The 25,583-nt window shown below is 71.1% G+C and carries 29 protein-coding genes and 1 pseudogene; 8 read left to right on the top strand and 22 right to left on the bottom strand.

Annotated elements, in window-relative coordinates; translation table 11 throughout:
• The first annotated feature begins 212 nt into the window (after positions 1-212).
• Positions 213-869 (top strand): hypothetical protein, encoded by a 657-nt coding sequence (locus CRP56_RS47445; RefSeq protein WP_097259596.1) that lies wholly within the window; start codon positions 213-215, stop codon positions 867-869.
• On the opposite strand, the gene CRP56_RS48180 is transcribed toward CRP56_RS47445, so the two are convergent.
• From CRP56_RS48180 to CRP56_RS01425, 4 genes are all read right to left on the bottom strand, one after another.
• Positions 859-1,161: a hypothetical protein gene (locus CRP56_RS48180; RefSeq protein WP_257041865.1), complete on the bottom strand. Its 303-nt coding sequence runs from the start codon at positions 1,159-1,161 to the stop codon at positions 859-861. The two genes, CRP56_RS47445 and CRP56_RS48180, sit on opposite strands and share 11 nt — an antisense overlap.
• On the bottom strand, positions 1,043-1,540 hold the full coding sequence (locus CRP56_RS01415) for a hypothetical protein (RefSeq protein WP_257042094.1): 498 nt from the start codon (positions 1,538-1,540) through the stop codon (positions 1,043-1,045). Before CRP56_RS01415 ends, CRP56_RS48180 begins: the two co-directional genes overlap by 119 nt.
• A 73-nt stretch (positions 1,541-1,613) precedes the next feature.
• Positions 1,614-2,126, bottom strand: a complete 513-nt coding sequence (locus tag CRP56_RS01420; protein WP_097259597.1) for a hypothetical protein — start codon at positions 2,124-2,126, stop codon at positions 1,614-1,616.
• On the bottom strand, positions 2,123-3,829 hold the full coding sequence (locus CRP56_RS01425) for a PHP domain-containing protein (protein WP_097259598.1): 1,707 nt from the start codon (positions 3,827-3,829) through the stop codon (positions 2,123-2,125). The genes CRP56_RS01420 and CRP56_RS01425 overlap by 4 nt, the downstream gene beginning before the upstream one ends.
• 275 nt (positions 3,830-4,104) lie before the next feature.
• On the opposite strand from CRP56_RS01425, the gene CRP56_RS01430 reads away from it, so the two are divergent.
• The 4 genes from CRP56_RS01430 (at position 4,105) to CRP56_RS01445 (ending at position 8,017) form a co-directional block, all read left to right on the top strand.
• Positions 4,105-5,403: a ThuA domain-containing protein gene (locus tag CRP56_RS01430; protein WP_097259599.1), complete on the top strand. Its 1,299-nt coding sequence runs from the start codon at positions 4,105-4,107 to the stop codon at positions 5,401-5,403.
• A 78-nt stretch (positions 5,404-5,481) separates the two neighbouring features.
• Entirely contained in the window at positions 5,482-6,348 is an 867-nt protein-coding gene (locus CRP56_RS01435; RefSeq protein ID WP_097259600.1) for a GNAT family N-acetyltransferase, read from the top strand.
• 239 nt (positions 6,349-6,587) lie between these two features.
• Positions 6,588-7,646 (top strand): PucR family transcriptional regulator, encoded by a 1,059-nt coding sequence (locus CRP56_RS01440; RefSeq protein ID WP_097259601.1) that lies wholly within the window; start codon positions 6,588-6,590, stop codon positions 7,644-7,646.
• A 41-nt stretch (positions 7,647-7,687) separates the two neighbouring features.
• Complete coding sequence (locus CRP56_RS01445; protein ID WP_097259602.1) at positions 7,688-8,017, top strand: TfoX/Sxy family protein; 330 nt, start codon at positions 7,688-7,690, stop codon at positions 8,015-8,017.
• A gap of 25 nt (positions 8,018-8,042) precedes the next feature.
• Here CRP56_RS01445 and CRP56_RS01450 read toward each other — a convergent pair whose 3' ends face one another.
• Positions 8,043-8,480 (bottom strand): hypothetical protein, encoded by a 438-nt coding sequence (locus tag CRP56_RS01450; RefSeq protein ID WP_097259603.1) that lies wholly within the window; start codon positions 8,478-8,480, stop codon positions 8,043-8,045.
• A 192-nt stretch (positions 8,481-8,672) separates the two neighbouring features.
• The gene (locus CRP56_RS01455) at positions 8,673-9,248 is read right to left on the bottom strand and encodes a snapalysin family zinc-dependent metalloprotease (protein ID WP_097259604.1); all 576 of its coding nucleotides are present in this window, start codon (positions 9,246-9,248) and stop codon (positions 8,673-8,675) included.
• Positions 9,249-9,597: 349 nt separating this feature from the next.
• Here CRP56_RS01455 and CRP56_RS01460 point away from each other — a divergent pair, with 349 nt between their 5' ends.
• Positions 9,598-9,930 carry an SCO0607 family lipoprotein gene (locus tag CRP56_RS01460; RefSeq protein ID WP_257039967.1) on the top strand — a complete coding sequence of 111 codons (333 nt, stop codon included), beginning with the start codon at positions 9,598-9,600 and terminating at the stop codon, positions 9,928-9,930.
• A gap of 160 nt (positions 9,931-10,090) precedes the next feature.
• On the opposite strand, the gene CRP56_RS48185 is transcribed toward CRP56_RS01460, so the two are convergent.
• From CRP56_RS48185 to CRP56_RS49025, 7 genes and pseudogenes are all read right to left on the bottom strand, one after another.
• Entirely contained in the window at positions 10,091-10,216 is a 126-nt protein-coding gene (locus CRP56_RS48185; RefSeq protein WP_257039968.1) for a hypothetical protein, read from the bottom strand.
• 67 nt (positions 10,217-10,283) lie between these two features.
• Positions 10,284-10,772, bottom strand: a complete 489-nt coding sequence (locus tag CRP56_RS01465; protein ID WP_218877948.1) for a hypothetical protein — start codon at positions 10,770-10,772, stop codon at positions 10,284-10,286.
• Positions 10,688-11,005, bottom strand: coding sequence for an SDR family oxidoreductase (locus CRP56_RS47990; RefSeq protein WP_218877949.1), 318 nt, complete (start codon positions 11,003-11,005; stop codon positions 10,688-10,690). The genes CRP56_RS01465 and CRP56_RS47990 overlap by 85 nt, the downstream gene beginning before the upstream one ends.
• 185 nt (positions 11,006-11,190) lie before the next feature.
• On the bottom strand, positions 11,191-11,622 hold the full coding sequence (locus CRP56_RS01470) for a MarR family winged helix-turn-helix transcriptional regulator (RefSeq protein ID WP_257039969.1): 432 nt from the start codon (positions 11,620-11,622) through the stop codon (positions 11,191-11,193).
• A gap of 49 nt (positions 11,623-11,671) precedes the next feature.
• Positions 11,672-12,732, bottom strand: a pseudogene (locus CRP56_RS01475) (alkene reductase).
• A gap of 81 nt (positions 12,733-12,813) precedes the next feature.
• The gene (locus tag CRP56_RS01480) at positions 12,814-13,719 is read right to left on the bottom strand and encodes an NADP-dependent oxidoreductase (protein WP_097273595.1); all 906 of its coding nucleotides are present in this window, start codon (positions 13,717-13,719) and stop codon (positions 12,814-12,816) included.
• A gap of 251 nt (positions 13,720-13,970) precedes the next feature.
• The gene (locus CRP56_RS49025) at positions 13,971-14,534 is read right to left on the bottom strand and encodes a hypothetical protein (protein WP_143664883.1); all 564 of its coding nucleotides are present in this window, start codon (positions 14,532-14,534) and stop codon (positions 13,971-13,973) included.
• A 437-nt stretch (positions 14,535-14,971) separates the two neighbouring features.
• Here CRP56_RS49025 and CRP56_RS01495 point away from each other — a divergent pair, with 437 nt between their 5' ends.
• Both CRP56_RS01495 and CRP56_RS01500 read left to right on the top strand, forming a co-directional pair.
• Entirely contained in the window at positions 14,972-16,384 is a 1,413-nt protein-coding gene (locus CRP56_RS01495) for a non-reducing end alpha-L-arabinofuranosidase family hydrolase (RefSeq protein ID WP_097259608.1), read from the top strand.
• An 80-nt stretch (positions 16,385-16,464) separates the two neighbouring features.
• Entirely contained in the window at positions 16,465-17,571 is a 1,107-nt protein-coding gene (locus CRP56_RS01500) for a ricin-type beta-trefoil lectin domain protein (RefSeq protein WP_097259609.1), read from the top strand.
• Positions 17,572-17,597: 26 nt separating this feature from the next.
• On the opposite strand, the gene CRP56_RS01505 is transcribed toward CRP56_RS01500, so the two are convergent.
• From CRP56_RS01505 to CRP56_RS01545, 9 genes are read right to left on the bottom strand one after another with little or no spacing between them, the layout of a single operon-like run.
• Positions 17,598-18,335 carry a FadR/GntR family transcriptional regulator gene (locus tag CRP56_RS01505; protein ID WP_097259610.1) on the bottom strand — a complete coding sequence of 246 codons (738 nt, stop codon included), beginning with the start codon at positions 18,333-18,335 and terminating at the stop codon, positions 17,598-17,600.
• Positions 18,326-19,339 (bottom strand): aldo/keto reductase, encoded by a 1,014-nt coding sequence (locus tag CRP56_RS01510; protein WP_097259611.1) that lies wholly within the window; start codon positions 19,337-19,339, stop codon positions 18,326-18,328. The genes CRP56_RS01505 and CRP56_RS01510 overlap by 10 nt, the downstream gene beginning before the upstream one ends.
• Before the next feature lie 34 nt (positions 19,340-19,373).
• Positions 19,374-20,411 carry a sugar kinase gene (locus CRP56_RS01515; protein ID WP_097259612.1) on the bottom strand — a complete coding sequence of 346 codons (1,038 nt, stop codon included), beginning with the start codon at positions 20,409-20,411 and terminating at the stop codon, positions 19,374-19,376.
• Positions 20,408-20,995 carry a bifunctional 4-hydroxy-2-oxoglutarate aldolase/2-dehydro-3-deoxy-phosphogluconate aldolase gene (locus CRP56_RS01520; protein WP_373559745.1) on the bottom strand — a complete coding sequence of 196 codons (588 nt, stop codon included), beginning with the start codon at positions 20,993-20,995 and terminating at the stop codon, positions 20,408-20,410. The genes CRP56_RS01515 and CRP56_RS01520 overlap by 4 nt, the downstream gene beginning before the upstream one ends.
• A 41-nt stretch (positions 20,996-21,036) precedes the next feature.
• Positions 21,037-21,798, bottom strand: coding sequence for an SDR family oxidoreductase (locus CRP56_RS01525; protein WP_097259614.1), 762 nt, complete (start codon positions 21,796-21,798; stop codon positions 21,037-21,039).
• Positions 21,795-22,838 carry a zinc-dependent alcohol dehydrogenase gene (locus CRP56_RS01530; RefSeq protein WP_097259615.1) on the bottom strand — a complete coding sequence of 348 codons (1,044 nt, stop codon included), beginning with the start codon at positions 22,836-22,838 and terminating at the stop codon, positions 21,795-21,797. Before CRP56_RS01530 ends, CRP56_RS01525 begins: the two co-directional genes overlap by 4 nt.
• Positions 22,835-23,272, bottom strand: coding sequence for an RbsD/FucU domain-containing protein (locus CRP56_RS01535; RefSeq protein WP_097259616.1), 438 nt, complete (start codon positions 23,270-23,272; stop codon positions 22,835-22,837). The genes CRP56_RS01530 and CRP56_RS01535 overlap by 4 nt, the downstream gene beginning before the upstream one ends.
• Entirely contained in the window at positions 23,272-24,165 is an 894-nt protein-coding gene (locus CRP56_RS01540) for an amidohydrolase family protein (protein WP_097259617.1), read from the bottom strand. Before CRP56_RS01540 ends, CRP56_RS01535 begins: the two co-directional genes overlap by 1 nt.
• On the bottom strand, positions 24,158-25,492 hold the full coding sequence (locus CRP56_RS01545) for an L-fuconate dehydratase (RefSeq protein WP_097259618.1): 1,335 nt from the start codon (positions 25,490-25,492) through the stop codon (positions 24,158-24,160). Before CRP56_RS01545 ends, CRP56_RS01540 begins: the two co-directional genes overlap by 8 nt.
• Positions 25,493-25,583: the final 91 nt, after the last annotated feature.

Consider the following 25,583-nt stretch of genomic DNA (forward strand, 5'->3'; position numbering starts at 1 on the left):
CCGCACCCCCGCGGACGAGCGCGCCGACGACTCCCCCTGACCCGCGCCGGCCCGGGCGGTGGCAGCCGTATCCATGACATTGCGCGGTACTGGTCACCGATTCGCAACAGACGGCGCCACGGTGATCGAATACGCCACGGCGTGGCTGAATATGTTCTCTCCAGCTCACGCGGTCGCACAGGCAGCCGCGGCAACCACCCTCGGGGGACATCATGAAGGTCACGCACCGCCGCAGACAGATCGCGCTCCGGACGCTCGCCCTGAGCGCCTGCACGGCCGGCGTCCTGGCGCTCAGCGCCTGCTCCTCCCACTCGCCGGACGGGACCGCTGCGACAACCGCCGCCACTGCCTCGCCGGCCAAGGCCGGGAAGGGCTCCGAGGCGACCGCACCCGCCACGGCCGTGCCCGCCGGGAAGGTCTCGACGCCGCCCGCCTCCAAGGCGACCCCTCCCCCGGCGTCCCCCACCTCGTCGCCTGCCGGCACGCCGATCGCCGCCGGCACCGGTGGCGAGGACGACGGCTGCGACCACAAGATGCCCATCTCGCCGGACGAGATCGCCGTCTACCGCTACACACCCGAAGGCGGCTCCCTGAGCCTGATCTTCCGGCACGGCAACTGGGGCTGCGGCACACCCGATTCCGACGGCGCCCCGTTCGAGACCGTCGGCAAGGAAACCTACCTGCCGCTGAATCAGGCCGCGTACATCACCGTCACCAACCCCATCGTGACCAGCACCGAGAACCAGCACATCGGCGTCCAGGAGTTCCTGGACTGGCTGGAAGCACACCCCGACAGCGGTCTGGTCTTCCAGTACCACGTGGGCGCGGACGGAGCCATCGACAGCCTCGAGGAGATCTTCACCCCCTGACGCGGACGCGGACGGATCTCCTCACCGCGCACACGGCATCGTCCTGGCCCCTGTGGGCGTATGACGTCTCAAGGGGTCCGCCGGAAAGGGCGGCGCCGTGTGCGGGGAGGTCGAGGTGGAGGACGCGGCCGTCGTGCGGCAGGTCCGTGTGGGTCCACAGGTCCCGCACCCGGTCATCGGGCCGGGCGCCGACGGAGCCCAGCGGCACGTCGATCCGCTGAGGGCCGTCGGCGAGCGAGAACGCCGCGGCGTAGCGGATGCGGCCGTCGGTGTCCCCGGCGGTCCACAGCACCAGGTCCCCCTCCCGGAGCACCTCGGCTGATCTGCTCGGCATGGGTGAGCCGGGACATGCGGTCCTCGCCGCGCTCGGCGCGGATGCCGATGCGGCCGAGGGGCAGCATGTCGGCGTCCGCCCAGCCGCGTTCACCCTGCCAGGGGGCCCACCGGGCCATACGGGAGAACTGCGCCTCGACGTCCTCCCACCGGTCCCACGGGTCGTCGCACACGCGCCACATGATGGCGTTCTCCCGCAGCTGGCCGAGGACCGAGTCGGTGTCGGCGATCTCGTCGGCGGCGAAGTCGGTGCCGGCCACGGGCAGTCGGGCGGCGACGGCACGGCGCGGGATGCCGCGCATGATGTGCAGGCCGAACCGCAGGCCGAGTTCGTGCACTTCCTGTACGGGTGTGCGGAACGGCAGGGCTACCTCCCTGATGAAGGGAACGCGCCGAGGCCGTCGGGGAGTGTCAGTGGTCGGCGCAGCACGGGGTCGGTTCCGGTACTTCGAACGGGACCAGCACTCCCCCGGCCGCCGGCAGAGTTGCCAGTACGAGTTCGCCGCCCTGCCACTGCGGGCGAACGTGATCGCGTGTCACCAGCACCGTGCCCGGAGCGGGCGGGCCCGGGGTGCCGAGTACCGTCACGCGGTCGATCGCCGAGCGTGTGAGCAGTTCCGCGATCGTCAGAGTGCCGGTGGCGGCGGCGGCCCCCGGGTAGAGGACCGCACGGCCCACCGGGTCGGGCAGGCCGTCGCGCACCTCGTGGCCGCGCGCGGCGAGCCGCTCCCGGACGGTGCTCAGGAGCGGCTCGGACGGGACGGTGAGGGAGAGCGCGACGCGCGGGCGGTCTCCCCGCACCAGGTGCGTGCAGCCGAACACGCCCTCAGGTAGGGCGAGTTCGGCGGCCAGCTCCTGGAGCAGGTGATCGCCCGCACGCAGCTCCCGGACGCCGGGGTCCAGCGTGAGTGCGTACCGCGTCACGACGGCAGGACCCAGATCGGGTTGGAGTAGAACCACAGGTCGAGCCACGGGTCTGCGTCGCCCACGACGTCGATGGCCGGGCCCGCCGGGTCGACGGCCGCGCCCATCGCACCGACGGCGCTCCGGTTGCCGTCGCTGCCGCGCAGCCGGACGTACAGCGGCCGGTCGACCCGGCCGAGCTGATAGGTCAGCCGGACGACACCGGAGGACTTGTCCACCTCGTAGGAGCGGACCACCTTCGCCGTGGGCGCGGTGAACGTGTCCTGGTCCGCGACCGGTCCGGTGACATCGCCCTGGATGACGTCCACGCGCGCCAACTTGGGCAGGTAACCGGCCCAGTTGGGGCCGCCCGCGAGCGCCACGTCGACCGTCAGCGTGACGCTCGTGCCCTTCTTCACCTGCAGGGCGCCGCCCAGCGTGGCCCACCGGCCGCCGCCCGCGAGCCTGGCGTCCAGGCCGTCGAGAAGCTGTCCGTGGTCGACCCAGACCCGGCCGGCGCGGATGCCGTCCATGACCGCGGCGTAGGAGAAGCCGTCGGCTCCCACGTGGGTACGGCTGTACTGACCGGGCCAGTAGTCGCCCTGTGTGACGTCGATCTTGCCGCCGTAGACCGGGTCCTCGTAGCGGCCGTTGGCGTTGAAGTCGCCGCCGGGTCCGCGCACCGCGGTGTCGGCGTAGACCTGGTGGCTGTCGCTGTTGGCGGTGATCCACCACGGCTTGCCCTCGGCGAGGAGGCTGTCCCACAGTCCGCCGACGGTGGCGGTCATCCAGTCGAAGCCGCCCCAGGTGCGGTAGCTCTCCAGCGGGTAGCCGGCGAAGGAGTTGGCGCTGGGGCTGTTGTCGTAGATGCCGCGGGCGCGGGCCATGCCCAGGGGCGCGGGCAGTCCGGCGGCCTGATGGCCGGGGGCGCCCTCGAAGCCGACGGCTATCTGGCGGCCCGAGCCGGTGGCGTCCCGCCAGCCGCGGATCTCGTGCGGGGAGTCGACGCCGCGCCGCGCCGGGTGGTTGGCGAGCATCAGCGCGTCCTTCACCTTGCGCCGCTGCACCTGCTCGGCCAGGAAGTTCAGGCCCGCGACGGCCAGCGCCTCGTTGGCGGGCGTGGAGTCGCTCGCGCTGTTGACGCTGCCGTCGTAGTCGGTCTCGAACTGCTTGAGGACGGCTACCTCGTTCTTGCCGGGATGCACGAAGACGGTGCCGTGCTCGGCGGCCGGGATGTTCCACTCCAGCCCCTGGAACACGAGGGTGTCCTCGTAGGCGGCGCGGGCCTGTCTGATGTCCGGGTTCACCTTGTCGACGCCGATCTTGGCGTGCGTCGCGCTGCCGTGATCGGTGATGACCATCCAGTCCAGGCCGTGCCGGGCGCCCTGGCGGACCTGGTCGACGACGCGGTACTTGCCGTCGCTGCTGTACTGGGTGTGGATGTGGTGGTCCCCGGCCAGCCACAGGAAGCCCTGGGGCCGTCGGCCGCCGGAGGCGGGGGCAGCGGCGGCCGGGGTGGTCGTGGCGAGGACGTTAGCGGCGACAAGTCCCGCGCCGAGCAGGCCGGCCCGGCGCAGCAAGGTGCGGCGGGACTGCTGCTCGGGGGTCAGGGCCTCGTCGGGCACGGAGGTGTCGAAGGCCGCGGGCAGGGCGGGGGCCGCCTCGTGCGGGTGACCGTCACTGTGGTCGTGGTCGTGACTGTGGTGGTGATGTCCGTGTCCCATGACGCCTCCTGGTTGCCGCTGCCTTCCGCGGCTGCCTTCCGCCGCGCGACCGCGCCGCGTGTGTGGAGGATCAAGGCGATAGATGAACGAGGACCGAGCGGAAGGTGGCCGCCGGGCACCCCACACGCGGCAGATCGGTCCGGCGCGCGAAGTTGCCCCTTCCAGGTCTTCAACTCATCAGCAGGGAACGGGAGTTGTACTTCCGCACCTCTTGACGGTTTTGGTATAGACCTTTAGGTTCGCTCCGCGGCCCCACGGAAAGGACCGACCAGACGATGAGCACCGTCAGATCCGGCCCCACCCGCGCACTCCTGCGCGTCCTGCTCCTGCTCGCCACGCTGCTGGGGCTCGCGACCGTACCGCCCCTCGCACGCGCGAGCACCTCCGCGACCCCGTTCAAGGTCCTGGCCCTGTACAGCGGCACCTACGACGCGGCGCACATCGACTTCGGCAAGGAGGCGAACGCCTGGTTCCCGCAGCAGGCGGCCGCCAACGGCTTCACCTACACGGCCAGCACCAACTGGGACCTGCTCGCCAACGGCGGGGTCAACACCTACCAAGTCGTGCTGTTCCTCGATGATCTGCCGCAGACGTCGGCCCAACGCACCGGTTTCGAGGCGTACATGAGAGGCGGAGGCGGCTTCATGGGCTTCCATGTCTCGGCGTTCACGACCGACGCGGCGAGCTGGTCCTGGTACCACAACACGTTCCTCGGCTCGGGTGACTTCGCGTCCAACACCTGGGGCCCGACCGCCGTGACCCTGAAGGTGGAGGACCGCACCCACCCGGCCACCGCCAACCTGCCGGCCACCTTCACCTCATCGGTCAGCGAGTGGTACAGCTGGTCCAGAGATCTGCGGCAGAACCCGGACATCAAGATCCTCGCGTCGATCGACCCCAGCAGCTTCCCGGTCGGCACGGACCCCAACCAGTCCTGGTACAGCGGGTACTACCCGATCCTGTGGACCAACACGAAGTACCGGATGCTGTACGCGAACTTCGGTCACAACGCGATGAACTACACGACCAACACGCGGCTTTCGTCGACCTTCGCGAGCGCGACCCAGAACCGGTTTCTGCTGGACGGACTCAAGTGGCTGGGCGGGAACGGCACCACGACCCCACCGACCGGCGACCAGATCTCCGAGACCGCCTGGTACACCCTGCGCAACGCCGGCAACAACACGTGCGTGGACGCCCGTTCGGCCGCCACCGCCAACGGGACGGCGATCCAGCAGTACGCCTGCAACAGCACGACCGCGCAGCACTACCAGTTCCGGAGCACCGACAGCGGATACCTGCGGATCACCGCCCGCAACGACCCCGCACAGGTGATCGACGTGACCGACCGCTCGACGGCCGACAACGCGGCGTTGCAGCTGTGGGTGTACTCCGGCGGCACGAACCAGCAGTGGCAGCCGGTGCGCGAGACCAGCGGGCTCTACCACTTCGTCGCCCGGCACAGCGGCAAGTGCCTGACGGCCGCCGCAGCGGCGACGAACAGCGTCCAGCTCACCCAACGAACCTGCGACGGTTCGACCGCGCAGGCCTTCCAACTCGCCGTGCAGTCCTGAGCCCTGCACGGCGACACCGAAGCGGTGGACCGGTTAATCGGTTGCGTGCCGCCGAGACGTTGTGTGTGATCCTCGGCCATGACGATGGTGTTGAGCACGCCGACGGCCGGCCAAGTCCGCGAAGCCATGACGGCGTTGCGGGAGTGGCAGTACGACGCAGCGCCGATGCAGCTGCATCCCGGCGACATCGGCTGGAACTACCGGTTCGGAACAACTGAGACGGCCGCGGCGATCCGCACCTGGAGCCGGGACGGACGGATCCTCGCGGTCGGGATGCTGGATTCGCCGACGTTGGTGCGGATGACGGTCGCTCCCGACGCCTTCCAGGACGAGGACCTGGCGCGGCGACTCGTCGGCGACCTCTCGCTGCCCGAGCGCGGCGTGCTGCCGGAAGGAGCCGTGTCCGTCGAAGCACCTCGGGGGCTACTGCTCCACGACCTGCTGACCGAGGAGGGCTGGGGTGTCGACGAGCCGTGGACGCCGCTCTTCCGCGACCTCGCCGAAGCGGTGGAGGACCCCGGTGTGTCGCTCAGGGAGATCGGCCTGGACCAGGCGCAGGACTTCGCGGACGTCCTGCGGTCCGCGTTCAACACCACGAAGCCCACGCGCGATTACCGTCACGGGATGTCCGCGGCACCGTTCTTCTCCGAGGCCCGCTGTCTGGGTGCGTACGACGACCACGGCAACCCGGCAGCGGTGGTGACGGTCTGGTCTGCCGGCTCCGGAAGGCCGGGACTGGTCGAGCCGATGGGCGTCCACGCGGACCACCGCGGCCGTGGCTACGGCCGGGCGATCACCCTGGCCGGGGCGGCCGCACTGCGGGCGATGGGCTCGTCGAGTGTGCGCGTGTGCACACCGAGTGCCAACGTGGGCGGTGTCGCCACCTACAAGGCGGCCGGATTCACGGCCATGCCTGAGATCGCCGACCGGATCCGCAAGGCCTGAGGAAGAGTTCCGTTACGCATGACGGAAGCCACGCCCGTGTGCCCTCACATACGAGCGGTTCCGACACCGCACACCTGCCGGTGCCCGGCATCGGAACCATCCGCAGTGCTCCCCTCGCGTCATGATGCCCGCACGACGTCCGCCCGCGCATTGCCGGTTCCCGGCAGAGTTCACTAAGGTCTGCATGCCGGTGAAGCGCTGAGAAACCGTCACCGGCGCGTCAGGATTACGGGGGCGGCGTGACGGAGCGGGAGATACCCGAGCACTATCTGGATGGCTATGCCCGCATCCTGGCGGACGTCTCGGCCACCGGTCGCCGTCTCACCCGTGCGGAGATCGAGTCCCGGCGCGCACTCGGCGAACAGGCCGCGGACGCCGGCCACGGTCTGCGCGCCCTGGTCGTCACTCACCTCGCGGCGGCCCGCGCCGCCTGGCCGGGCGCGCCCGGCTCGGCCGACAGCACACTCGCCGCCGTACAGCAGGTCATCGACGCCTTCGCCGAAGGCTACGAACGTGCCCAGCGCCTGGCGGTACGTCAGGAGGAGGCCGCCCGCCGGGAGTTCATCGACGACCTCCTCTACGGCCGCAGCGACCTGGGCCGCCTCGTCGAACGCGCCGAGCGCTTCGGGCTGCGCCTGGCCCACGCCCACGCCGTGGCCGTCGCGCAGGGCCCGGCCGCCTACAACGAGGGCGGGGCGGTGCCCCGACAGGTGGAGCAGGCCCTGATCACCCGCTTCGGCAACCGCAACGTCCTGCTCACCACCAAGGACGGCCGGCTCCTGTGCATCGCCCCCGGCCACGAGGACGAGATCCTGCCCTACTTCGCCAAGCGGGCGCACGCCGCCACCGACGGCGGCCGGGTCGCGATCGGACGCCCGCAGCCGGGTCCCGGCGGGGTCGTCCAGTCGTACGAAGAGGCCCTGAGAGCCCTGGAACTGGCGGAGCGTCTCGACCTCGACCAGCCGGTCCTGCGCGCCACCGACCTGCTCGTCTACCCCGTCCTCACCCGGGACCGGCAGGCCATGGCCGACCTCGTGGTGAACGCGCTCGGCCCGCTCACCACCGCCCGCGGGGGCGCCCAGCCCCTCCTCGACACCCTCACCGCCTACTTCGACTCCGGCTGCGTCGCCGCCGAGGCCGCCCGCCGCCTCTCACTGAGCGTGCGGGCCATGACGTACCGTCTGCAACGCATCCACCAGCTCACCGGCGCCGACCCGTCCGACCCGGCCCACCGCTACATGCTCCAGACCGCGGTCATCGGCGCCAGGTTGCTGGACTGGCCGAACGTGGAGCTGTGACCCGCTCGGAGCAAGGCCTGTGGAACAGGAATGAGGCGACGATGGCGTACGACGCGGGGTTGGCGGAGCGGATCAGGGAGCGGCTCGGTGCGGACCCGGCCGTCACCGAGAAGCGGATGTTCGGCGGGGTGGCGTTTCTGTACGACGGCAACATGGCCGTCGGTGTCACGGGAGACGACCTCATGGTCCGGGTCGGCCCCGACGCGACCGACACCGCCCTCGCCCGGCCGGGTGCACGTGTCTTCGACATGACCGGCCGCCCGATGCGCGGCTGGATCGTGGTCGACGGGGCGGCGGTCGCGGAGGACGACGCGCTCGGTGCCTGGCTGGACGAGGGACGCACTTTCGCGGCGAGCCTGCCGCCCAAGTAGATCGCCGCTCGAGGACAAGCCCTGGTCAGTGAGCGCGGTGTTCAGGGTCCGGTTCGGCTGGGGCAGCGACTTCGGTGACGCGGCGGTAGGCGGCTCGGGCGTGGTGGATGCGGGCCATGGCCGTGCCCACGAGGGCGGCGGTGCACAGGCAGGTGAGCCAGAAGGTGTCGCGGTACGAGGCCCAGGTGAGGGTGCCGGCGGGTGGAATCGCGAAGCCGTTGAGGAACACCCAGCAGAGCACGGCCGTGCCCGGGGCGGCGGTGAAGCGGGCCCACAGGCCGAGCAGGGCGGCCAGCAGGGACAGCGCGGCCAGGGCGGGGCCGGGGCGGTCCGGTCCTATGAGGGTGTTGTGCAGCGCCACGAGGGTCAGGGCACCGCAGCAGGCGGTGGCCCATACCCACATGGTGGCGACGGGTCGGGGAACGGGCTTTGCCTCCGCGCTGAGGGACACCCACTCGATCATGCTGTCAGTTCCTTCCGCTCCGCCGGCTCGGATCCCGGATGGGATTGTCCTACGCGGCCGAGAAGTGCGGTCACGTAGGGCATCACCCGGCGGTCGGCCAGTGGGCAGGCAGTTCGCGGCTGAGCCCGTCATGTAGGTGGGTGCCGCGGCGACCACGTCCTCGGGAGGCCGTGGTCGCCCGGGGGTCCGTGCTCAGGGTGCGTCGACGAGCGTCCGGCCCTCAGTGCGCAGGAGCGCGGCGACGGCACTCGCGTAGGCGGACTGGACGCGGGACCTCTCGGTCGCGTCGGGTACGGCGTTGGTGCATGCCGTGCCGGCGCTCGACCCCGACATCAGTTGTGAGCAGGGGCCGGGTTTGGTGTCCGGCAGGCCGAGGCTGTGGCCCAGTTCGTGGGCGGCGATCCGGGTCTTGTCGTACCCCTGGCTCACGGCCTGGCTGCCGAGTTCGACGCGGACCTGCCGGCCCGGACGCACGGGGCCGAGGGTGGCCTGCGGCCAGCCCGTGGTGGCGACGATCACGATTTCGGCGCCGGCGCCGGGTGCCGCTTCCACGAGCCTGACGTTGCTCACGTTCGCGTTCCACGAGGCGACTCCGGCCGCGATCGCCGATTCCCAGCCGCCGGCGCGGCTGTCGTCGTAGCGAAGGGTCACCACTGCCGCCTGGGCGGAGGGCGGTTCACTCGCGGGGGCGGCGGTCGCGGCGCCCGCCATGGCGAGGACGAGCGCCGCGGCGGACGTTCCTGCCTTGAGCCATGTGCCGAGGGGCATTGCTGCTCCTTCATCCGTGGGGGGATTTCCGGCCCCGGCGGGGCCGGGTACACGAAGGAGCGGCACAGGTGCTCCGGTCGGGCGGACACGCCGTCGACCGCCCCTCCGAGGCCTTGCGATGGTATGCCCGCGACACCCCGTCGGTCATGTACCTGCCATCAACTCTGTCCGTCAACCGCCCGTCCTCAAAGGAAGTTGGCCGGTTCGGTCACTTGCGCGACCGCTCGACGACGCACGTCACCACCGGCACATTGAGCATCCGCACGGGTCTCTCTGAGTACGTGGGCTCAGGAGGCGGCGGCCCCTCGGCAGCGAGAGTGGAGGCACACCGAACGACAGGAGAGACACGATGATCACGCCCCGCATCGACAGCCGCGCCGCATCCGGCCTGTGGCCCCAAAAGCCCCGTATCGCCGCGGTGTTGGCGAGCGCGGTCGCAGCTCTGGCGCTGACGGGATGCGCGGGCTGGGAGTACCGGGAGAACGTCTGCAGCAGTGGCGAGTACCCCGTCCTGGCCGTGGGCTCGACCGGCTCCGCCTGCGTCTCGGACAAGGAGGAACCCTCTGCGGGGTACGCCAGATACCCCGAGGGGAAGGTGCCGCAGGAGGTCGGCGACAAGTGGGACGTGTACTGGCAGACCCACACCCTCGACGAAGACGGCAAGACAGTTGACGTCCCGTAGGCAACGACCACGACGGCAACGGCGGGATGCCGAGTTGACCGAGGCCCTGGAAGAGAGCCAGGCCGATGAGGCATTGGGGCTGCTCGCCGCAGTACGGCCGAAGTGGAGCCGTATCCCTACGGGCGCGACGAGAACCCGGCCTGGACCCATCCGGAGACCCCTACGAGGCAGCGGCTTCCCGGTAGCCGATGTAGGCGGCCGGCTCGTCGTAGCGGTACCAGTCCGTCTCCGCGAGCCCCCGCACCCGCTTGACGAACTCCGTCCACGCCGCGAGACCGTGAAGCACTGCTCCGGGCCTTTGCCGGGCGTGAACGCCAGGCACGGCAGCTGCGGGTGCGCTGTGGTCGCTGTGATCACCGGCGGCGCGCGGTGCGCAGTTCGTCGGTGAAGCCGGTGAGGGCCTGTTCGGCCGTGGGGGCGGGGCCGAAGCGCTGTTCCTGGCGGGTGGGGTCGGCGACGTAGCGGCCGGTGTCGAACCAGTGGAACATCGCGGCCATGTCCTTGAGCAGGGGCATGAAGCGGCCGGCGACGGCTGCTGCGGCGCGAGCGACACCGGAGGGCACGGACCACACCTTGATCTTCTTTCCGGCGCGGGCTCCCATCCGGTCGGCTACTTCGCGCATGCTGACGGGGCGGTCCCAGCCGATGTCGATGCGTTCGCCGTCCGCCACCTCGGCATCCACGGCGGCGGCCAGGTAGCCGGCGAGGTCGGTCATGCGCACGAAGGTCAGCGGGACGGCGGTCTTGCCGATCCAGATCATGCGGCCCTTGTCGAGCGGGTCGCCCGCCCCGGTCGCGATCTGGTCGAGGAAGGCTCCCGGACGCAGGGCGACGAAGGGCACGCCGAGCTGTTCGCGGCGCTGTTCATGGCGGCGACGAGCGAGTCGACGTCGAGCATGTCGCCGCGGGCGATCTCGACGCCCCTGTCCTCGAGGTGGCCGGCGTCGCTGGTGGGCCGTACCAGGGCGCGGACCTTCTTGCCGCGGGCCAGGAGTTCGTCGACGACCTTGCTCCCCAGGGAGCCGATCGCCCCGACGACGAGGACGGGGAGAAGGGTGGAGTCGGTGTCAGGCACGGGGGTCTCGCTTCCTTCGGGTCAAGGAGGGCTTGAGAGCGCGCAGGGGCAGGGGCCACGGGTCCATACGGGGGCCGGTACGCCGACGGCCGGCGGTGTGGAGGCGGGTCGATGTCCCTCACGGGCTTCCTTCGGCTGCTGCCACACCACCGGCCGTTGACGGGCCTCTGTGCTCTACCGGCAGGTCAGCCGGGTTCTTCTGTCGGCATGGGCCGGCTGGTGATCGCGTCGGCGATCACGTAGGCGGTCTCGACGAAGGCCTGCGCCTGCTGCTCCGTCAGGTTGCCGGCGGAGATCTCCTCCAGGCCCGTCCACAGGGCGGCGATGGGTTCGCGCATGGCGCGGCCCTTGTCGGTGAGGTGGACGACCATCACGCGCCGGTCGTGCGGTGCCGGCTCACGGGTGAGCAGGCCCGCCTCCTGCATGCGGCGCAGGGACTTGGAGACGGTGGAGTGGTCCAGGCCGACGCTCTCGAGGAGCTCGGACTGGGTCTGCCCTTCCCGGTCCAACAACTGCATCAACAGCAGTTCCTGGCCGGGGTGCAGATCCATCTTGCGCAGCAGGGCGCCGGCGTAGGCGCGGTGGGCGCGGGCGAGCTGGAAGATCGCGTAACCCATCGGCCCTCCTGCGGCAGTAGTGGGAATCTGGTGCATGGTCTCCGCTTCTTCAGCCGGTGTGAGTGGGGTAGTCGGTGTATCCGACCGACCCGCCACCGTAGAAGGTCGCCGGGTCGGGGCTGTTCAGCGGCGCGCCAGCACGCAGACGTTCGACCAGGTCGGGGTTGGCCAGGGCCAGCGCGCCGACCGAGACGAGGTCGGCATTGCCGTTCTCGACGTCCTTGGCGCGGGTCGGGATGTCAGCGCCGGCCCGGTTGAGGATCAGGGTGCCCGGCCACTGCGCGCGCAGCGTGTCCAGCAGCGCCTCGTCGCCGGCGTGCATCAGGTGCAGGTAGGCCAGGCCCAGCGGGCGCAGCGCGGCGACGAGCGCCGGGTAGAGCTCGGCGGTGTCGGACTCGGCGATGTCGTTGTACGGGTTTCCGGGCGAGATACGGATGCCGGTGCGCTCGGCGCCGATCTCGTCGGCCACCGCTGCGGCGATCTCGACGGCGAAGCGGATACGGGCCTCGATCGAGCCGCCGTAGGCGTCGGTGCGCTGGTTGGTGTTGTCGGAGAGGAACTGGTGGATCAGGTAGCCGTTGGCGCCGTGGATCTCCACGCCGTCCGCGCCCGCCGCAACGGCGGCCGCGGCAGCACGCCGGAAGTCGGCAACCGTGTCCGCGACTTCCTGCGTGGACAGGGCGCGAGGTTCGGGCATCTCCTGCGGGCCGGACGCGGTGAACATCACCCCCTGCGGGCGGATCGCGGAGGGCGCGACCGGCTGGCGGTGGTGGGGGTGTTGTCGGGGTGGGAGATCCGGCCGACGTGCATCAGCTGGATGAACACGCGGCTACCGGCTTCGTGTACGGCGTCGGTGACCGTACGCCAACCGGCGATCTGGGCCTCGTCGTAGATGCCGGGGGTGAGCAGGTAGCCCTGGCCGTCGGCCGACGGCTGGGTGCCCTCGGTGATGATCAGCGCGTTGGAGGCGCGCTGCGCGTAGTACTCGGCATTCAGCTCGGTCGGCACGCCCTCGGGGGTGGAGCGGTCGCGGGTCATGGGGGCCATGACCAGGCGGTGCGGCAGAGAGACGCCGCCGAGGGTGGTCGGGGTCCAGAGGGATTCCAGCATCAAAGCGTCCTTCAGTAATGCGGTGACCGAACGGGCCACCGCAACAGGGGTGGGGGGAAGGGAAGTTGAAGGCGGGTGTGCTCAGTCGACGGTCAGGACGAGCTTGCCGCGCACGTGTCCGGTGTCGCTGGCGCCCTGGGCCTCGGCAGCCTGCGCCAGGGGGTAGGCGGTGACAGTGGTGGTCAGCTTCCCTGCCGCGGCCTCCTGAGCCACAGCGGCCAGGCTCTCGGCGGAGTGCCTCGGGGTGCCTTGCGAGAAGGTCACGCCCAGCTGGCGCGCCGCGAAGTCGGCGATGGTCACGATGCGGTCAGTGCCGCCGCGCAGCGTGATGGAGTCGGGCAGCGCTCCCTTGCCGGCCAGATCGAAGACCGCGTCCAGACCGTTGGGAGCCAGCGCGCGCACCCGCTCGACCAGACCCTCGCCGTACGTGGTCGGCGTCGCACCGAGCGAGGCGAGGTAGTCCTGGTTCGAGGCGCCGGCGGTGGCGATCACGCGGGCGCCGCGGGCGGTGGCGAGCTGGACGGCCACGGTACCGACCGCTCCGGACGCGCCGTGCATCAGCACTGTCTCCCCGGCGGCCACCTCCAGCTGGTCAAGGACCCGCTCGGTGGTCTCACTGGCGACCGGCAGTGCGGCCGCGTCCTGCCAGGAAAGGCCGGGAGGCTTGGGCACCACGGTGGTGGCCAGCGCGTACTCGGCGTACGCGCCGGTGTCGGCCCAGCCGAGCACCTCGTCGCCGACCTGCACGTCGCTCACGCCCGCGCCGAGGGCGTCGACCACGCCGGCCAGCTCGCCGCCGGGGATGGCGGGGAAGGTCGTGGGGTAGACGGCCTCGAGCATTCCGGCGCGGGTCTTGCCGTCGATGGCATTGAGCCCGGCGACCTTCACCCGGACCCGGACCTGGCCGGGGCCGGGCTGGGGGACCTCGACGTCCGCCTCGTGCAGCACGTCCGGGCCGCCGAACTCGTCGAAAACGATTGCCTTCATGGTGATTCCGTTCATTCCGATAGTTCCGCCACAAAAAATGTGGCTGGCCACATAGAAACCGTAACAGCAATCATGTGGCTAGCCAAGTATTACCGGGACCGGAGGGCGGAACGGCGGTCGCGACGGCCCCCGAGATCCGCCCGCGACCGGCAGCGCGGAACCAGCAGGTCCCTGATGATGCGGCCGCGTAGGTGCCGGGCCCTGGCCGCGAGCACGGCCGGTGACGCCTATCCGTGGCCGGCCACGATCATTTACGTCGTTGGCCACATGAAAGCGTGCCGGCGGTCAAGTAGTTGCATGTCGGGCCACCCCGGCGCCAGGGTCACCCACGCAGCGACCGACCAGGTCGCCTTAAGGCCTCTGCGCCGGGTCCGGAGTCCTGGACCTGGCGGCGGGCAGCTTCGACGGAATGTCACCCGGGGGCTGCGGCCGTCTCGCCAGAGCCCCGCAGGTGCCCGCACTATGGCGCGGTCAGTGTGAGTCGTCACCCGGGGGGCATGGCGCTCGCACTCGGCGGCGTCCGCCCACAGCGGCAGGTCGACCTCCCAGCCGTCGGCGCCGACGATGTGCGCCGCCTTCATCACGGACCCGTCGTCCTTCATGTCGACCTTGGGCACCTGGTGCAGGAACACCCCGCCGTTGAACCGCTCGCACAGCTCGGCGTACGCCACGGTGTCCAGGCCGTCCAGCACCTTGCCGCTCCCCACCGACACCAGCCCGCAGCAGGCGCCGCCGTCGACCGTCGCCGTGCTCGGCGTGCCGGCCATCCGGGTGCCGTATCCGCTGTTCGCGCACGAGGACTCGCGGGGCCTCATGGGGGTGTCCTCCTTGCAGCCGTTCACCAGTGGCAGCGCGGATTCGATCACCGTGACGACCGAACCCGCTTCCTAGTCGCCGCAGGAACCGCCCAGGGTTGCCGTGGGATTCGACATTTCTCAGGCGAGCCTGGCCGCATGACATCCCATGTCTGACGCGGTGCCAGGCGCCGACCGGCCAAACTTCCGGACGCAGGCGGTGTTTTGTGTCGCGACTCTAGACACGGGCAACGTTCATGCCCGTTAATCCATCCCACGTGTCGATGGAGCGGGACGACGGGACCAGCTGCCGACTGAGCTTCTTGTGCTCAGTTCTCGTCCGCCCAGCCTGTCGACCATTGTTCGATACCTCGAACATCGAGGAAGGTCAACAGCACGCCTGTCCAGCAGCCCCTGACGGGGCGAGGGAACCGCTCACTCAAGGAACGAGGTCCCCCATGCACAGACGTACGTTCAGCCGCAGGCACCTGCCCGTGCTGCTCGCGGCCCTGGTCGCCTCGGCGGCGACGCTCGTCGCCGACCCCGCTCAGGCCGCCACCAGCGGCGCCTTGCGCGCCACCGCTTCCGGCAGGTGTCTCGATGTGCCGGGCGCCAGCCAGACCGACGGCACCAACCTGCAGATCTGGGACTGCCATGGCGGAACCAATCAGCAGTGGACGCTGACCGACAGCAGCCAGCTGACCGTGTACGGCAACAAGTGCCTGGATGTTCCGGGCCATGCCACCACGGCCGGGACCCGGCCGGTGATCTGGTCCTGCAACGGCGGGACCAACCAGCAGTGGCGGGTCAACTCCGACGGCACGGTCGTCGCCGTGGAGTCCGGGCTGTGCCTGGACGTGTCAGGCGGCGCCACCGCCAACGGCACGGCGGTGCAGCTCTGGAACTGCAGCGGCGGCAGCAACCAGAAGTGGACCGGCCTGTCCGGGACGGGCAGCACGTGTTCGCTGCCGTCGACGTACCGGTGGAACTCGACCGGTCCGCTGGCGCAGCCGGCGAACGGCTGGGTCTCGCTGAAGGACTTCACCAACGTGACGTACAACGGCAAGCACCTGGTCTACGGCTCGACCGTCAACCAGTCCGGGTCCTACGGCTCGATGGGCTTCGCGCCCTTCACGAACTGGTCCGACATGGCGTCGGCCGGCCAGACCGGCATGAACCAGGGCACGGTCGCGCCCACCCTGATCTACTTCGCGCCCAAGAACATCTGGGTACTGGCGTCCCAGTGGGGTCAGTGGCCCTTCTTCTACCGCACCTCCACCGACCCGACCAACCCCAACAGCTGGTCCGCGCCGCAGGCGTTGTTCACCGGCAGCCTCCCGGGCGGTGCCGCCCCGATCGACCAGACCCTGATCGCCGACGACCAGAACATGTACCTGTTCTTCGCCGGTGACAACGGCAGCATCTACCGGGCGAGCATGCCGATCGGGAACTTCCCGAGCAGCTTCGGCTCGTCCTACACGACGGTCATGAGCGACACGGTGAAGAACCTGTTCGAAGCACCTGAGGTGTACAAGGTCCAGGGCCAGAACCAGTACCTGATGATCGTCGAGGCGCGCGGTGCGAGCGAGCAGCGCTTCTTCCGTTCCTTCACCGCCACCAGCCTGAACGGTTCCTGGACCCCGCAGGCCGCCACCGAGTCCAACCCCTTCGCGGGCAAGGCCAACAGCGGCGCCACCTGGACCAACGACATCAGCCACGGAGACCTGGTCCGCAACAACCCCGACCAGACCAAGACCATCGACCCCTGCAACCTGCAACTCCTCTACCAGGGGCTGTCCCCCAACACCCCGCCGGGCACCGATTACAACCTGCTGCCGTGGCGGCCGGGCCTGCTCACCCTGCAGCGCTGACCCACGGGCACGGCACCGGCTTCCGGTGCCGTGCCCGCCGACCCGCTGATTCAGCCATCACTCGCACAAAGGACGCACGCATGAGAAAGCCCTGGATCCTGCCGGTGCTCACCCTGGTCGCCGCCACGCTCGGGGTGACCGCGACAGGAGCGGCCCCTGCCTCCGCCGCCCCCAACACCCCTTTACGCGTCATGCCGTTGGGCGACTCGATCACCTGGGGTGTGGGGAGCAGCACGGGTAACGGCTACCGCGGTCCGCTGTGGAACGAGCTCGCCGCGGACGGCCACTCGCTGGACTTCGTCGGCACGGTGCGGAACGGCTCGATGTCCGACCCGGACAACGAAGGCCACTCCGGGTACCGCACCGACCAGATCGCCGCCCTCGCCGACGCCTCGCTGACCCGCTACCGGCCCAACGTGGTGACGCTGCACATCGGTACCAACGACCTCCAAGGGGCCTCCGAGGTCGACAGCGCGATCGCCCGGCTGAGGTCGCTGGTCAACCAGATCACCGCCGACGTCCCCGACGCGACCGTCCTCGTCGCCTCCCTGGTGGTGTCAACCAGCAGCTCGGAGGAACAGTGGCGGGGCACGTACAACCAGGCCACACGGCAGATCGTCAGCGACGCACAGGGTGCGGGCAAGCATGTCGCGTTCGTCGACATGAGCGGCCTGACCACGGCCGACCTGGCCGATCCGTTGCATCCCAACGACGCCGGCTACCAGAAGATGGCCGACGCCTTCCACCGCGGTGTCCAGGCCGCGGACAGCGCGGGGTGGCTGAAGAACCCCGCCCCCGCCCCGGCACACGTGCAGTCCGGCATCGCCGGCAAGTGCATGGACGTCAACGGCGCCGGCACCGCTGACGGGACCGCCGTCCAGACGTGGAGCTGCGCCGACAGCGCCAACCAGTACTGGTCGGCCTACACCGACGGCACCCTGCGCTCCATGGGCAAGTGCCTCGACGCCGCCGGCGGGGCCACCGCCAACGGCACCAAGGTGCAGCTCTGGTCCTGCCATGGCGGCGCCAACCAGGTCTGGCAGCCCTACAACGGCGGCTACCGCAACCCCGCCTCCGGCCGCTGCCTCGATGTGCCGGGCGGCTCGACGACGGACGGCACACAGCTCGTGCTGTGGGACTGCAACGGCGGTTCCAACCAGAAGTGGACCACTCTGACCGCCGGATGAACCCGCCTCCCGGGGCCTGAGGCGGCTCAGGCCCCGGGAGAGGCGACGCGTGGGACGGCAGACGTCGGACCGGCTTCCCCGGAGCTCAGGTGCACCCGCAGCCACTGCTCGGTGTTGCTCACGTGCATCAGTGCCGCGGCCTGGCTGAGGGTGGCATCGCGCGTGGACAGGGCGTTGAAGATCGCCTCGTGCTCCGCGAGCGTGCGGCCCGCGGCCCGGTCGTCGACCAGACCACGCCAGATGCGGGCCCGCAGGGTGCGGCCGGAGATCCCTTCGAGGAGGGTGAGGAGGCTTTCGTTGCCGGTGGCCGAGACCACGGCCCGGTGGAAGGCGGCGTCGTGGATGTTGAGCTGTTCGACGTCGTCGCGGGCCTCGCGCATGGCGTCCAGGTGCCGCTTCACCTCGGCCAACTGGTCCTCGGAGATCCGGGTCGCGGCAAGCGCCGTGGCGACCGGTTCGAGGAGCCGTCGTACCTCCATGAGGTCCTGCAAGGCGGCCGCGTCGCCCTGCAACAGGTCCACCGCCCCACCGAGCCCCTCCAGCAGCAGGCTCGGCTGGAGGCTGGTCACATAGGTGCCGTCGCCCCGTCGGACTTCCAGGACACGGGCGACGGCCAGCGCCTTGACCGCTTCCCGGGCGAGATTGCGCGAGAGGCCCAGCTGAGCCGCCAGGTCCGGCTCCGGCGGCAGCTTCGAGCCGGGCGGCAGGGCACCGGTCCGGATCAGCTCACGGATCTGCTCGATGGCCTTGTCCGTCAGAGACATTGGGCATCCCTCCCCCCACCGTGCCCGGCGAGCACGTCCGACCTGATCAGCCCCTGAGTACGAAGATCTTGCCAGAGACCGTCAGGTACGCGCTGATCCTTGAGTTTCACGTTCCGTACGACCTGTTCAGCGGTCCGCATGCCGAGGGTGACGTTGATGATACTGGGGTGGGTGTCCGGGAAGGCGATCGCGGCGGCGGGGAGGGTGGTCCCGTACGCCTCGCAGACATCGGCGATGGCCCGGGCCCTCGCGATCAGTTCCGGTGGGGCGTCCTGGTAGTCGTATCGCATGCCTTCGGCGGGCCGGTCGCGGGAGAGCAGTCCGGAGTTGAACACGCCGACGGCCACCACGCTCTTGCCGAGTTCCCGTGCGGCGGGCAGGACGTCGTCCAGAGCGGACTGGTCCAGGAGGGTGTAGCGGCCGGCGAGCATGACGATGTCGGCGGCGGTCTCGCGCAGGAAGCGGGCGAGCATGGCGGACTGGTTCATGCCGGCGCCGATCGCGCCGATCACGCCCTGGTCGCGCAGCTCGGCCAGGGCGGGCATGGCCTCGTCGGCGGCTTGGCGCCAGTGGTCGTCGGGGTCGTGGAGGTAGACGACGTCGAGGCGGTCCAGGCCGGTGCGCGTGAGCGTCTCCTCGACGGAGCGCAGGACGCCGTCGCGACTGAAGTCCCACTGGCGGCGCAGGTCGTCCCGTACGACGAAGCCCTCGGTGTCGACGCCGCGTGGCTCCTCGTTGGGGACGAGGAGCCTGCCGACCTTGGAGGAGATGACGTACTGGTCGCGCGGGCGGTCGCGCAGGGCGGCGCCCAGGCGGCGTTCGGAGAGGCCGAGGCCGTAGTGGGGTGCGGTGTCGAAGTACCGTATGCCGGCCTGCCAGGCCGCGTCGACGGCGGCCGTGGCGTCGTCGGGCGGGGTGACGCGGTAGAGGTTGCCGATCACGGACGCGCCGAAGCCGAGCTCGGTGAGAGAGACCGACGTGTGAGGGATCTTCCGCTGCTGCAAGGCCTGCTCCTGGGATACGTGCGAGGGGGCGCCGTCAGCGTCTGACGTGGGCCGAGCCGCCCGCGATGAGTGCCTCGACCTCGGTACGGGTGGCCATGGAGACGTCTCCGGGGGTGGTCATGACGAGGGCGCCGTGGGCGGTGCCGTAGGCCAGGGCGCGTTCCAGGCCGGCTCCGTCGAGCAGGCCGTGGATGAGGCCGGCGGCGAAGGCGTCGCCGGAGCCGATGCGGTCCAGGACGTGCAGGCCGGGCATGTACGGGCCGGTGATGACGCCGGTGTCGGCGGACCAGGCGGCCGAGGACCAGTCGTTGACCCCGGCCGAGGGCACCGCGCGCAGAGTCGTCGCCAGGACCTTCGCTCGGGGCAGGAGCGCGGCGACGCCGGCCAGGGCGTCGGGTACCTCGTCGGCAGCGACCCGCACGTCGCCCGGACACGCCCCGGCGAGGCCGAGGGCGCCGACCACGACATCGGCGTGCCGGGCCAGGCGCAGGTCGACCTCGCGGGCCGCCTCCGCTCCGCCGCGGCCGGTCCAGAGGCTGGGGCGGTAGTTGGGGTCGTAGGACACGGTGACGCCGTGGCGGCGGGCGGCCGCCATGGCCTCGTCGGCGACGTCGACGGTGGTGTCGGACAGGCCGGCGAAGATGCCGCCGGTGTGGAACCAGCGCACCCCGGCCGAGAAGACCGCGTCCCAGTCGACGTCCCCTTTGCGCAGCTGGGAGACGGCGGTGTGGGCGCGGTCGCTGACGCCGAGCGCGCCGCGGATGCCGTAGCCGCGCTCGACGAAGTTCAGGCCGTTGCGGGCGCCGCGGCCGATGCCGTCGTCGGGCGCCCAGCGGATCAGCGAGGTGTCGACGCCGCCCTGGAGGATCAGGTCCTCCACGAGCCGGCCGACCGCGTTGTCGGCCAGCGCGGTGACGACGGCGGTGCGCAGTCCGAAGCAGCGGCGCAGTCCGCGGACGACGTTGTACTCGCCGCCGCCCTCCCACACCTGGAAGGTGCGGGCGGTACGGATGCGCCCCTCGCCCGGATCGAAGCGCAGCATCACCTCGCCGAGCGCCACCACGTCGATCATGTCGTGCTCCTGTCCACCGCGTCGGCGGTCAGCCGGCGGATCTCCTCGTACTCACCCCGGTCGAGGTGGCCGGGGGTGGCCATCCAGCTGCCGCCGACGGCGAGGACCGCGGGCTCGGCCAGATAACCGGACAGCTGGTCGGCGGCGATCCCGCCGGTCGGCACGAACCGCACTCCGGGGAACGGCGCCGCGAGCGCGCGCAGGGTGCGCACCCCGCCGAGCGGCTCGGCGGGGAAGAGCTTGACGGTGTCCAGGCCCGCCTTGAGCGCGCGCATCAACTCGGTCGCGGTGGCGACGCCGGGCACGACGGGCACCCCGAGTTCGCCACACTTGGCGACGACCTCCTCGTCGAAGCCGGGCGAGACCACGAAGCGGGCCCCGGCCGTCACGGCACGCTCCGCCTGCTCGGCCGTGAGGACCGTGCCGGCGCCGACCGTGAGACCACCGTGGTCGGCCATCTCCTTGAGCACCTGATCGGCGTCCGGGGTGCGGAAGGTGACCTCCGCACACCGCGCGCCGCCCGCCGCGAGCGCGTCGGCCAGCCGGCCGGCGGTCGAGACGGACGGCACCGTGAGCACCGGCATCACACGGGCACCGTCGAGCACGGAGGCCAGGTCGCTGTCGCTCACCGACCGAGCCATCCGCCGTCGACGGGCAGGGTGACGCCGTGGACGTAGGCGGCCGCGTCGGAGGCGAGGAACACGGTGGCGCCGGCCAGGTCGTCGGCGCTGCCCCAGCGGCCGGCCGGGATGCGGTCCAGGATCGCCTTGCTGCGCTGCGGGTCGTCCTGGAGTGCCTGGGTGTTGTCGGTGGCGATGTAGCCGGGCGCGATGGCGTTGACGTTCACCCCGTGCGGGGCCCACTCGTTGGCCAGCGCCTTGGTGAGACCGGCGACGCCGTGCTTGGCGGCGGTGTAGCCGGGGACGGTGATGCCGCCCTGGAAGCTGAGCAGCGAGGCGGTGAAGACGACCTTGCCCTGGCCGCGGGCGACCATCGTGGCGCCGACGGCCCGGGTCAGCGCGAACTGCGCGTTGAGGTTGACCTGGAGCACCAACTCCCAGTCCGCGTCGGTGTGTTCGGCGGCCGGGGCGCGGCGGATCGTGCCCGCGTTGTTGACCAGGATGTCCACCGGACGTTCCCGGCCCGCGAGGTCGGCACCCAGGGCGCGAACGGCCTCGGGGTCGGCGAAGTCGGTGCGGATCGCCTCGAAGGTGCGCCCGGCGGCGGTGACGTCCTTCTCCACCGCGCTGCCGGACTCCTCCAGCGAGGCGCTGACGCCGATGATGTCCGCGCCGGCGTCGGCGAGCGCGCGGGCCATGGCCCGGCCGATGCCGCGCCGGGCGCCTGTGACGACGGCGAGCTTCCCGGTGAGGTCGAAGGCGGTCATACGGCGGCTCCCTGGGCCTCGTCGGTGCAGTCCACGAGGATCTTCATCACGTCTCCGCCGCCCTCCAGCGCCTCGAACGCCGCGGGTGCCTGGGTGAGCGGCACGACCTTGCTGATCAGCCGGTCGGCCGGAATCGTGCCGTCGGCGACGAGTGTCACCGCCTTCTCGAAGTCGGAGCGGTTGTACAACCGGGCCCCGATCAGGGTCAGTTCGCGCCAGAAGAAGCGGTGCAGGTTCACCTCGCGGGGACGGGGGTGGATCGCGACCAGGCAGAGTCGGCCACGCACGCCGAGCACATCGACCGCGGTGTCCACGCCACCCGCCGCGCCGGACACCTCGAACGCGACGTCCGCGCCCGCGTCCTGGGTCCATGCGGCCACCAGGGCGCCGATGTCGTCCGCGGCCGGGTCCCACACGGTCAGCCCCAACTCCCCTGCCAGCAGCCGCCGGTGGGCGCTGAGCTCCACCACCCGCACCTCCGCGCCGGCCGCCCGGGCGACCAGCGCGATCAGGATGCCCACCGGACCGCCGCCGACCACCACGACCTTCTCGCCGGCGGCGACCTGCGCCCGGCCCACGTCGTGCACGGCCACCGCGGTGGGCTCCACCAGCGCGGCCCGGTCCAGCGGCAGCGACTCGGGCAGCCGGATGAGCGTGGCGGCGGGCACGGTCCAGCGCTGCTGCATCGCGCCCGGCGAGTCGATGCCGATGAAGTCCAGGTGCTGGCAGATGTGCTGGTGGCCGTTGCGGCAGGCCGGGCAGGTGTCGTCCCAGCGCAGCGGCATCACGGTCACCGCGTCCCCGGGCGCCCAGCCCTCCACCCCGGCGCCCACCCGCACGATCCGACCGGACATCTCATGCCCCAGCACGGCGGGCGCGGCCACCCGCGCGTCCATGTCGCCGTGGAAGATGTGCAGATCGGTACCGCAGATACCGACGAAGGCGGGGGCCAGTTCCACCTCGCCGGGACCGGGCGGCACATCAAGCGCGGGAGCCGTGTCCAGGGTGCGGGCGGACGTGTAACGAACGGCGAGAGTCATCGTGTGGTCAGGGTCCCTTCAGCGCGGACGCCGATGGTCAGCAGCAGGTTGGCGTAGGTGCGGGTGTCGGCGGTGACGACGGCCAGCGCCAGGTCGGGCGAGCGGGCGGCGTCGTAGAACTCGTAGCGCCCGAGCGTGTCGACCGGTACGGGCGCCAGCCTCTTGCGGTAGTCCGCGATGGCCGGCGGCTCCGGCTCGCCCTCGGGCGGCACCATCACCTGGGCGGCCTCGACGGGCAGGGCGCGCAGCAGGACGTCGAGGACGGTGGTGACGTCCAGCAGGCCGGGGGCGAGGTTGAGGTGGACGGTCCTGGCGCGCTCGCCGGTGGCGGTGCTCGCCGGGTAGTGGCCGTCGGCGAGCAGGACACGGGCGCCGTGGCCGGCCCCGGCCAGGGCTTCGAGGATGCCGGGGTGGAGCAGTTCCGTCAGAAGCACTAGGTCCCCTCCTTCGTGGGGGTGGGGGTCAGGCGGTAGAAGGTGGTGGCGGTACCGGCGAGGACCGCGTGGGTCTCGGTGGCGGAGCAGTCGGTGAGGAGTTCGTCGACGGTGGCGGCCCAGCGGTTCCAGCCGCCCGCGAGGTTCGCCACCGGCCAGTCGGAGCCGAACATCAGCCGGTCGGGGCCGAAGGCGGAGAGCAGCACGTCCCATACCGGGCGGATGTCGTCGACCGTCCACTTCTCGTGGTCGGCCTCGGTGATGAGACCCGAGACCTTGCAGCGGACCTGGGAATGCCGGGCCAGCGTCCGCACTCGCTGTTCCCAGTCGGCCAGTTCCCCCCGTGCGATGGGGGGCTTGCCCGCGTGGTCCAGGACCAGCGGCAGCTCGGGGAGCCGCTGCGCGAGGCGGATCGCCTGCGGAAGCTGGTGGGGGCCGATCAGCACGTCGTATCCGAGGCCGCGCTCCCCGGCCGCCCGCAACCCGCGCTCGACGTCGGGTCGTTGGAGCCAGTGCGGGTCCGACTCGGCCTGTACGACGTGCCGTACGGCCCGCAGGTAGCCGCCCGCGTTCCCGCTGCGCAGGTCGTCGAGTACGTCACCGATCGCGGGTGACGTCAGGTCCGCCCAGCCGACGACGGCGCCGATCAGCGGATCGCTGTCGGCCAGTGCGAGCAGGTCGCGGGTCTCGGGCACGGACGCGATGCACTGGACGACCACCGTGCTGGTCAGTCGCCGTCCGGCGATCGGCCGGGTCGCGGCCGATCGCAGGGCGTGCGCGCTGAACGTGCGGCGGATCGGTTCGTGGGCGGGCTCGTCCAGCCAGGGCTGTGGCCGCACCTCCAGGTCCCAGACGTGGTGGTGGGCGTCGACGAGGGCCTGTGCGTCAGGCACGGGCGGTCCAGACGGGGCCGTTGGGGTAGGCGTACTCCTTGAGCGAGGCGGCGTGCATCTGCGCGCTCAGTCCGGGCAGCGTCGGCGCGAGGTAGTGGCCGTCGACGATGCGGACCGGGTCGACGAAGTGCTCGTGCAGATGGTCGACGTACTCGATGACGCGGTCCTCGGTGGTGCCGGAGACGGCGACGTAGTCGAACATCGACAGGTGCTGGACCATCTCGCACAGGCCCACGCCGCCGGCGTGCGGGCAGACCGGGACGCCGAACTTCGCGGCGAGGAGCAGGATCGCGATGTTCTCGTTGACGCCGCCGACCCTGGCGGAGTCGATCTGGACGATGTCCACCGCGCCGGCCTGGAGGAGCTGCTTGAAGACGACCCGGTTGGCGATGTGCTCGCCGGTGGCGACCTTGATGGGGCTGACGGCCTTGCGGACGGCGGCGTGGCCGAGGATGTCGTCGGGGGAGGTGGGTTCCTCGATCCAGTACGGCTGGTAGGGGGCCAGGGCGCTCATCCAGTCGATGGCGGGCTGGACGTCCCAGCGCTGGTTGGCGTCGACCGCGATGCGGATGCCGTCGCCGACCGTCTCGCGGGCGGTGCGCATGCGCCGTACGTCGTCCTCCAGGTCGGCGCCGACCTTCAGCTTGATCTGGGTGAAGCCGTCGGCGACGGCCTCGCGGGCCAGGCGGGCGAGCTTCTCGTCGGAGTAGCCGAGCCAGCCGGGGGTGGTGGTGTAGGCGGGGTAGCCCTTCTCGAGGAGCTGGGCGGTGCGCTGGGCGCGGCCGGGTTCGGCGCGGCGCAGGATCTCCAGGGCGTCTTCGGGGGTGAGGGCGTCGGACAGCCAGCGGAAGTCGACCTGGGCGACGAGCTCTTCGGGCGACATCTCGGCGAGGAAGCGCCACACGGGCTTGCCTGCCCGCTTGGCGGCGAGGTCCCAGGCGGCGTTGACGACGGCGCCGGTCGCCATGTGGATGGCGCCCTTCTCCGGGCCGAGCCAGCGCAGTTGGGGGTCGTGGACGAGGGAGTTGGAGAAGGCGCCGAGGTCGGCGCAGACCTGGTCGACCGAGAGGCCCACCACGTGCGGGGCGAGGGCCGCGATGGCGGCGGCCTGGACATCGTTGCCGCGGCCGGTGGTGAAGGCCAGGGCGTGGCCCTCCAGGCCGTCGCCGGCGTCGGTGCGCAGGACCACGTAGGCGGCGGAGTAGTCGGGTTCGGGGTTCATCGCGTCCGACCCGTCCAGGTGCTCGGACGTCGGGAACCGTACGTCCAGGACGTCCAGGGCGGTGATGCGGGCAGAGGAAGGAGAGGAGGACAGGGCGGATGACATGGCGGCAACTCCTGGAAGAGCAGGGGCTGGTACGGCCCGTGCGACGAGACGGCGGTACGGCGGAGGGCGGGCGGCCGGCGACGGCCGCCCG

Source organism: Streptomyces sp. TLI_55 (assembly GCF_900206255.1).
Lineage (GTDB): Bacteria > Actinomycetota > Actinomycetes > Streptomycetales > Streptomycetaceae > Streptomyces > Streptomyces aquilus.

What these genes read in the sequence shown, in the direction of transcription:
- CRP56_RS01525 (WP_097259614.1), bottom strand. Translation starts at nt 21,798, where the DNA reads ATGACCGCCTTCGACCTCACCGGGAAGCTCGCCGTCGTCACAGGCGCC.
- CRP56_RS01530 (WP_097259615.1), bottom strand. Translation starts at nt 22,838, where the DNA reads ATGACTCTCGCCGTTCGTTACACGTCCGCCCGCACCCTGGACACGGCT.
- CRP56_RS49025 (WP_143664883.1), bottom strand. Translation starts at nt 14,534, where the DNA reads ATGAGGCCCCGCGAGTCCTCGTGCGCGAACAGCGGATACGGCACCCGG.
- CRP56_RS01455 (WP_097259604.1), bottom strand. Translation starts at nt 9,248, where the DNA reads ATGCCCCTCGGCACATGGCTCAAGGCAGGAACGTCCGCCGCGGCGCTC.
- CRP56_RS01520 (WP_373559745.1), bottom strand. Translation starts at nt 20,995, where the DNA reads ATGCCGGTGCTCACGGTGCCGTCCGTCTCGACCGCCGGCCGGCTGGCC.
- CRP56_RS01505 (WP_097259610.1), bottom strand. Translation starts at nt 18,335, where the DNA reads ATGTCTCTGACGGACAAGGCCATCGAGCAGATCCGTGAGCTGATCCGG.
- CRP56_RS01480 (WP_097273595.1), bottom strand. Translation starts at nt 13,719, where the DNA reads ATGAAGGCAATCGTTTTCGACGAGTTCGGCGGCCCGGACGTGCTGCAC.
- CRP56_RS01515 (WP_097259612.1), bottom strand. Translation starts at nt 20,411, where the DNA reads ATGATCGACGTGGTGGCGCTCGGCGAGGTGATGCTGCGCTTCGATCCG.
- CRP56_RS01430 (WP_097259599.1), top strand. Translation starts at nt 4,105, where the DNA reads ATGAGCACCGTCAGATCCGGCCCCACCCGCGCACTCCTGCGCGTCCTG.
- CRP56_RS01445 (WP_097259602.1), top strand. Translation starts at nt 7,688, where the DNA reads ATGGCGTACGACGCGGGGTTGGCGGAGCGGATCAGGGAGCGGCTCGGT.
- CRP56_RS47445 (WP_097259596.1), top strand. Translation starts at nt 213, where the DNA reads ATGAAGGTCACGCACCGCCGCAGACAGATCGCGCTCCGGACGCTCGCC.
- CRP56_RS01545 (WP_097259618.1), bottom strand. Translation starts at nt 25,492, where the DNA reads ATGTCATCCGCCCTGTCCTCCTCTCCTTCCTCTGCCCGCATCACCGCC.
- CRP56_RS01450 (WP_097259603.1), bottom strand. Translation starts at nt 8,480, where the DNA reads ATGATCGAGTGGGTGTCCCTCAGCGCGGAGGCAAAGCCCGTTCCCCGA.
- CRP56_RS01495 (WP_097259608.1), top strand. Translation starts at nt 14,972, where the DNA reads ATGCACAGACGTACGTTCAGCCGCAGGCACCTGCCCGTGCTGCTCGCG.
- CRP56_RS01425 (WP_097259598.1), bottom strand. Translation starts at nt 3,829, where the DNA reads ATGGGACACGGACATCACCACCACAGTCACGACCACGACCACAGTGAC.
- CRP56_RS01435 (WP_097259600.1), top strand. Translation starts at nt 5,482, where the DNA reads ATGACGATGGTGTTGAGCACGCCGACGGCCGGCCAAGTCCGCGAAGCC.
- CRP56_RS01500 (WP_097259609.1), top strand. Translation starts at nt 16,465, where the DNA reads ATGAGAAAGCCCTGGATCCTGCCGGTGCTCACCCTGGTCGCCGCCACG.
- CRP56_RS01460 (WP_257039967.1), top strand. Translation starts at nt 9,598, where the DNA reads ATGATCACGCCCCGCATCGACAGCCGCGCCGCATCCGGCCTGTGGCCC.
- CRP56_RS01470 (WP_257039969.1), bottom strand. Translation starts at nt 11,622, where the DNA reads ATGGGTTACGCGATCTTCCAGCTCGCCCGCGCCCACCGCGCCTACGCC.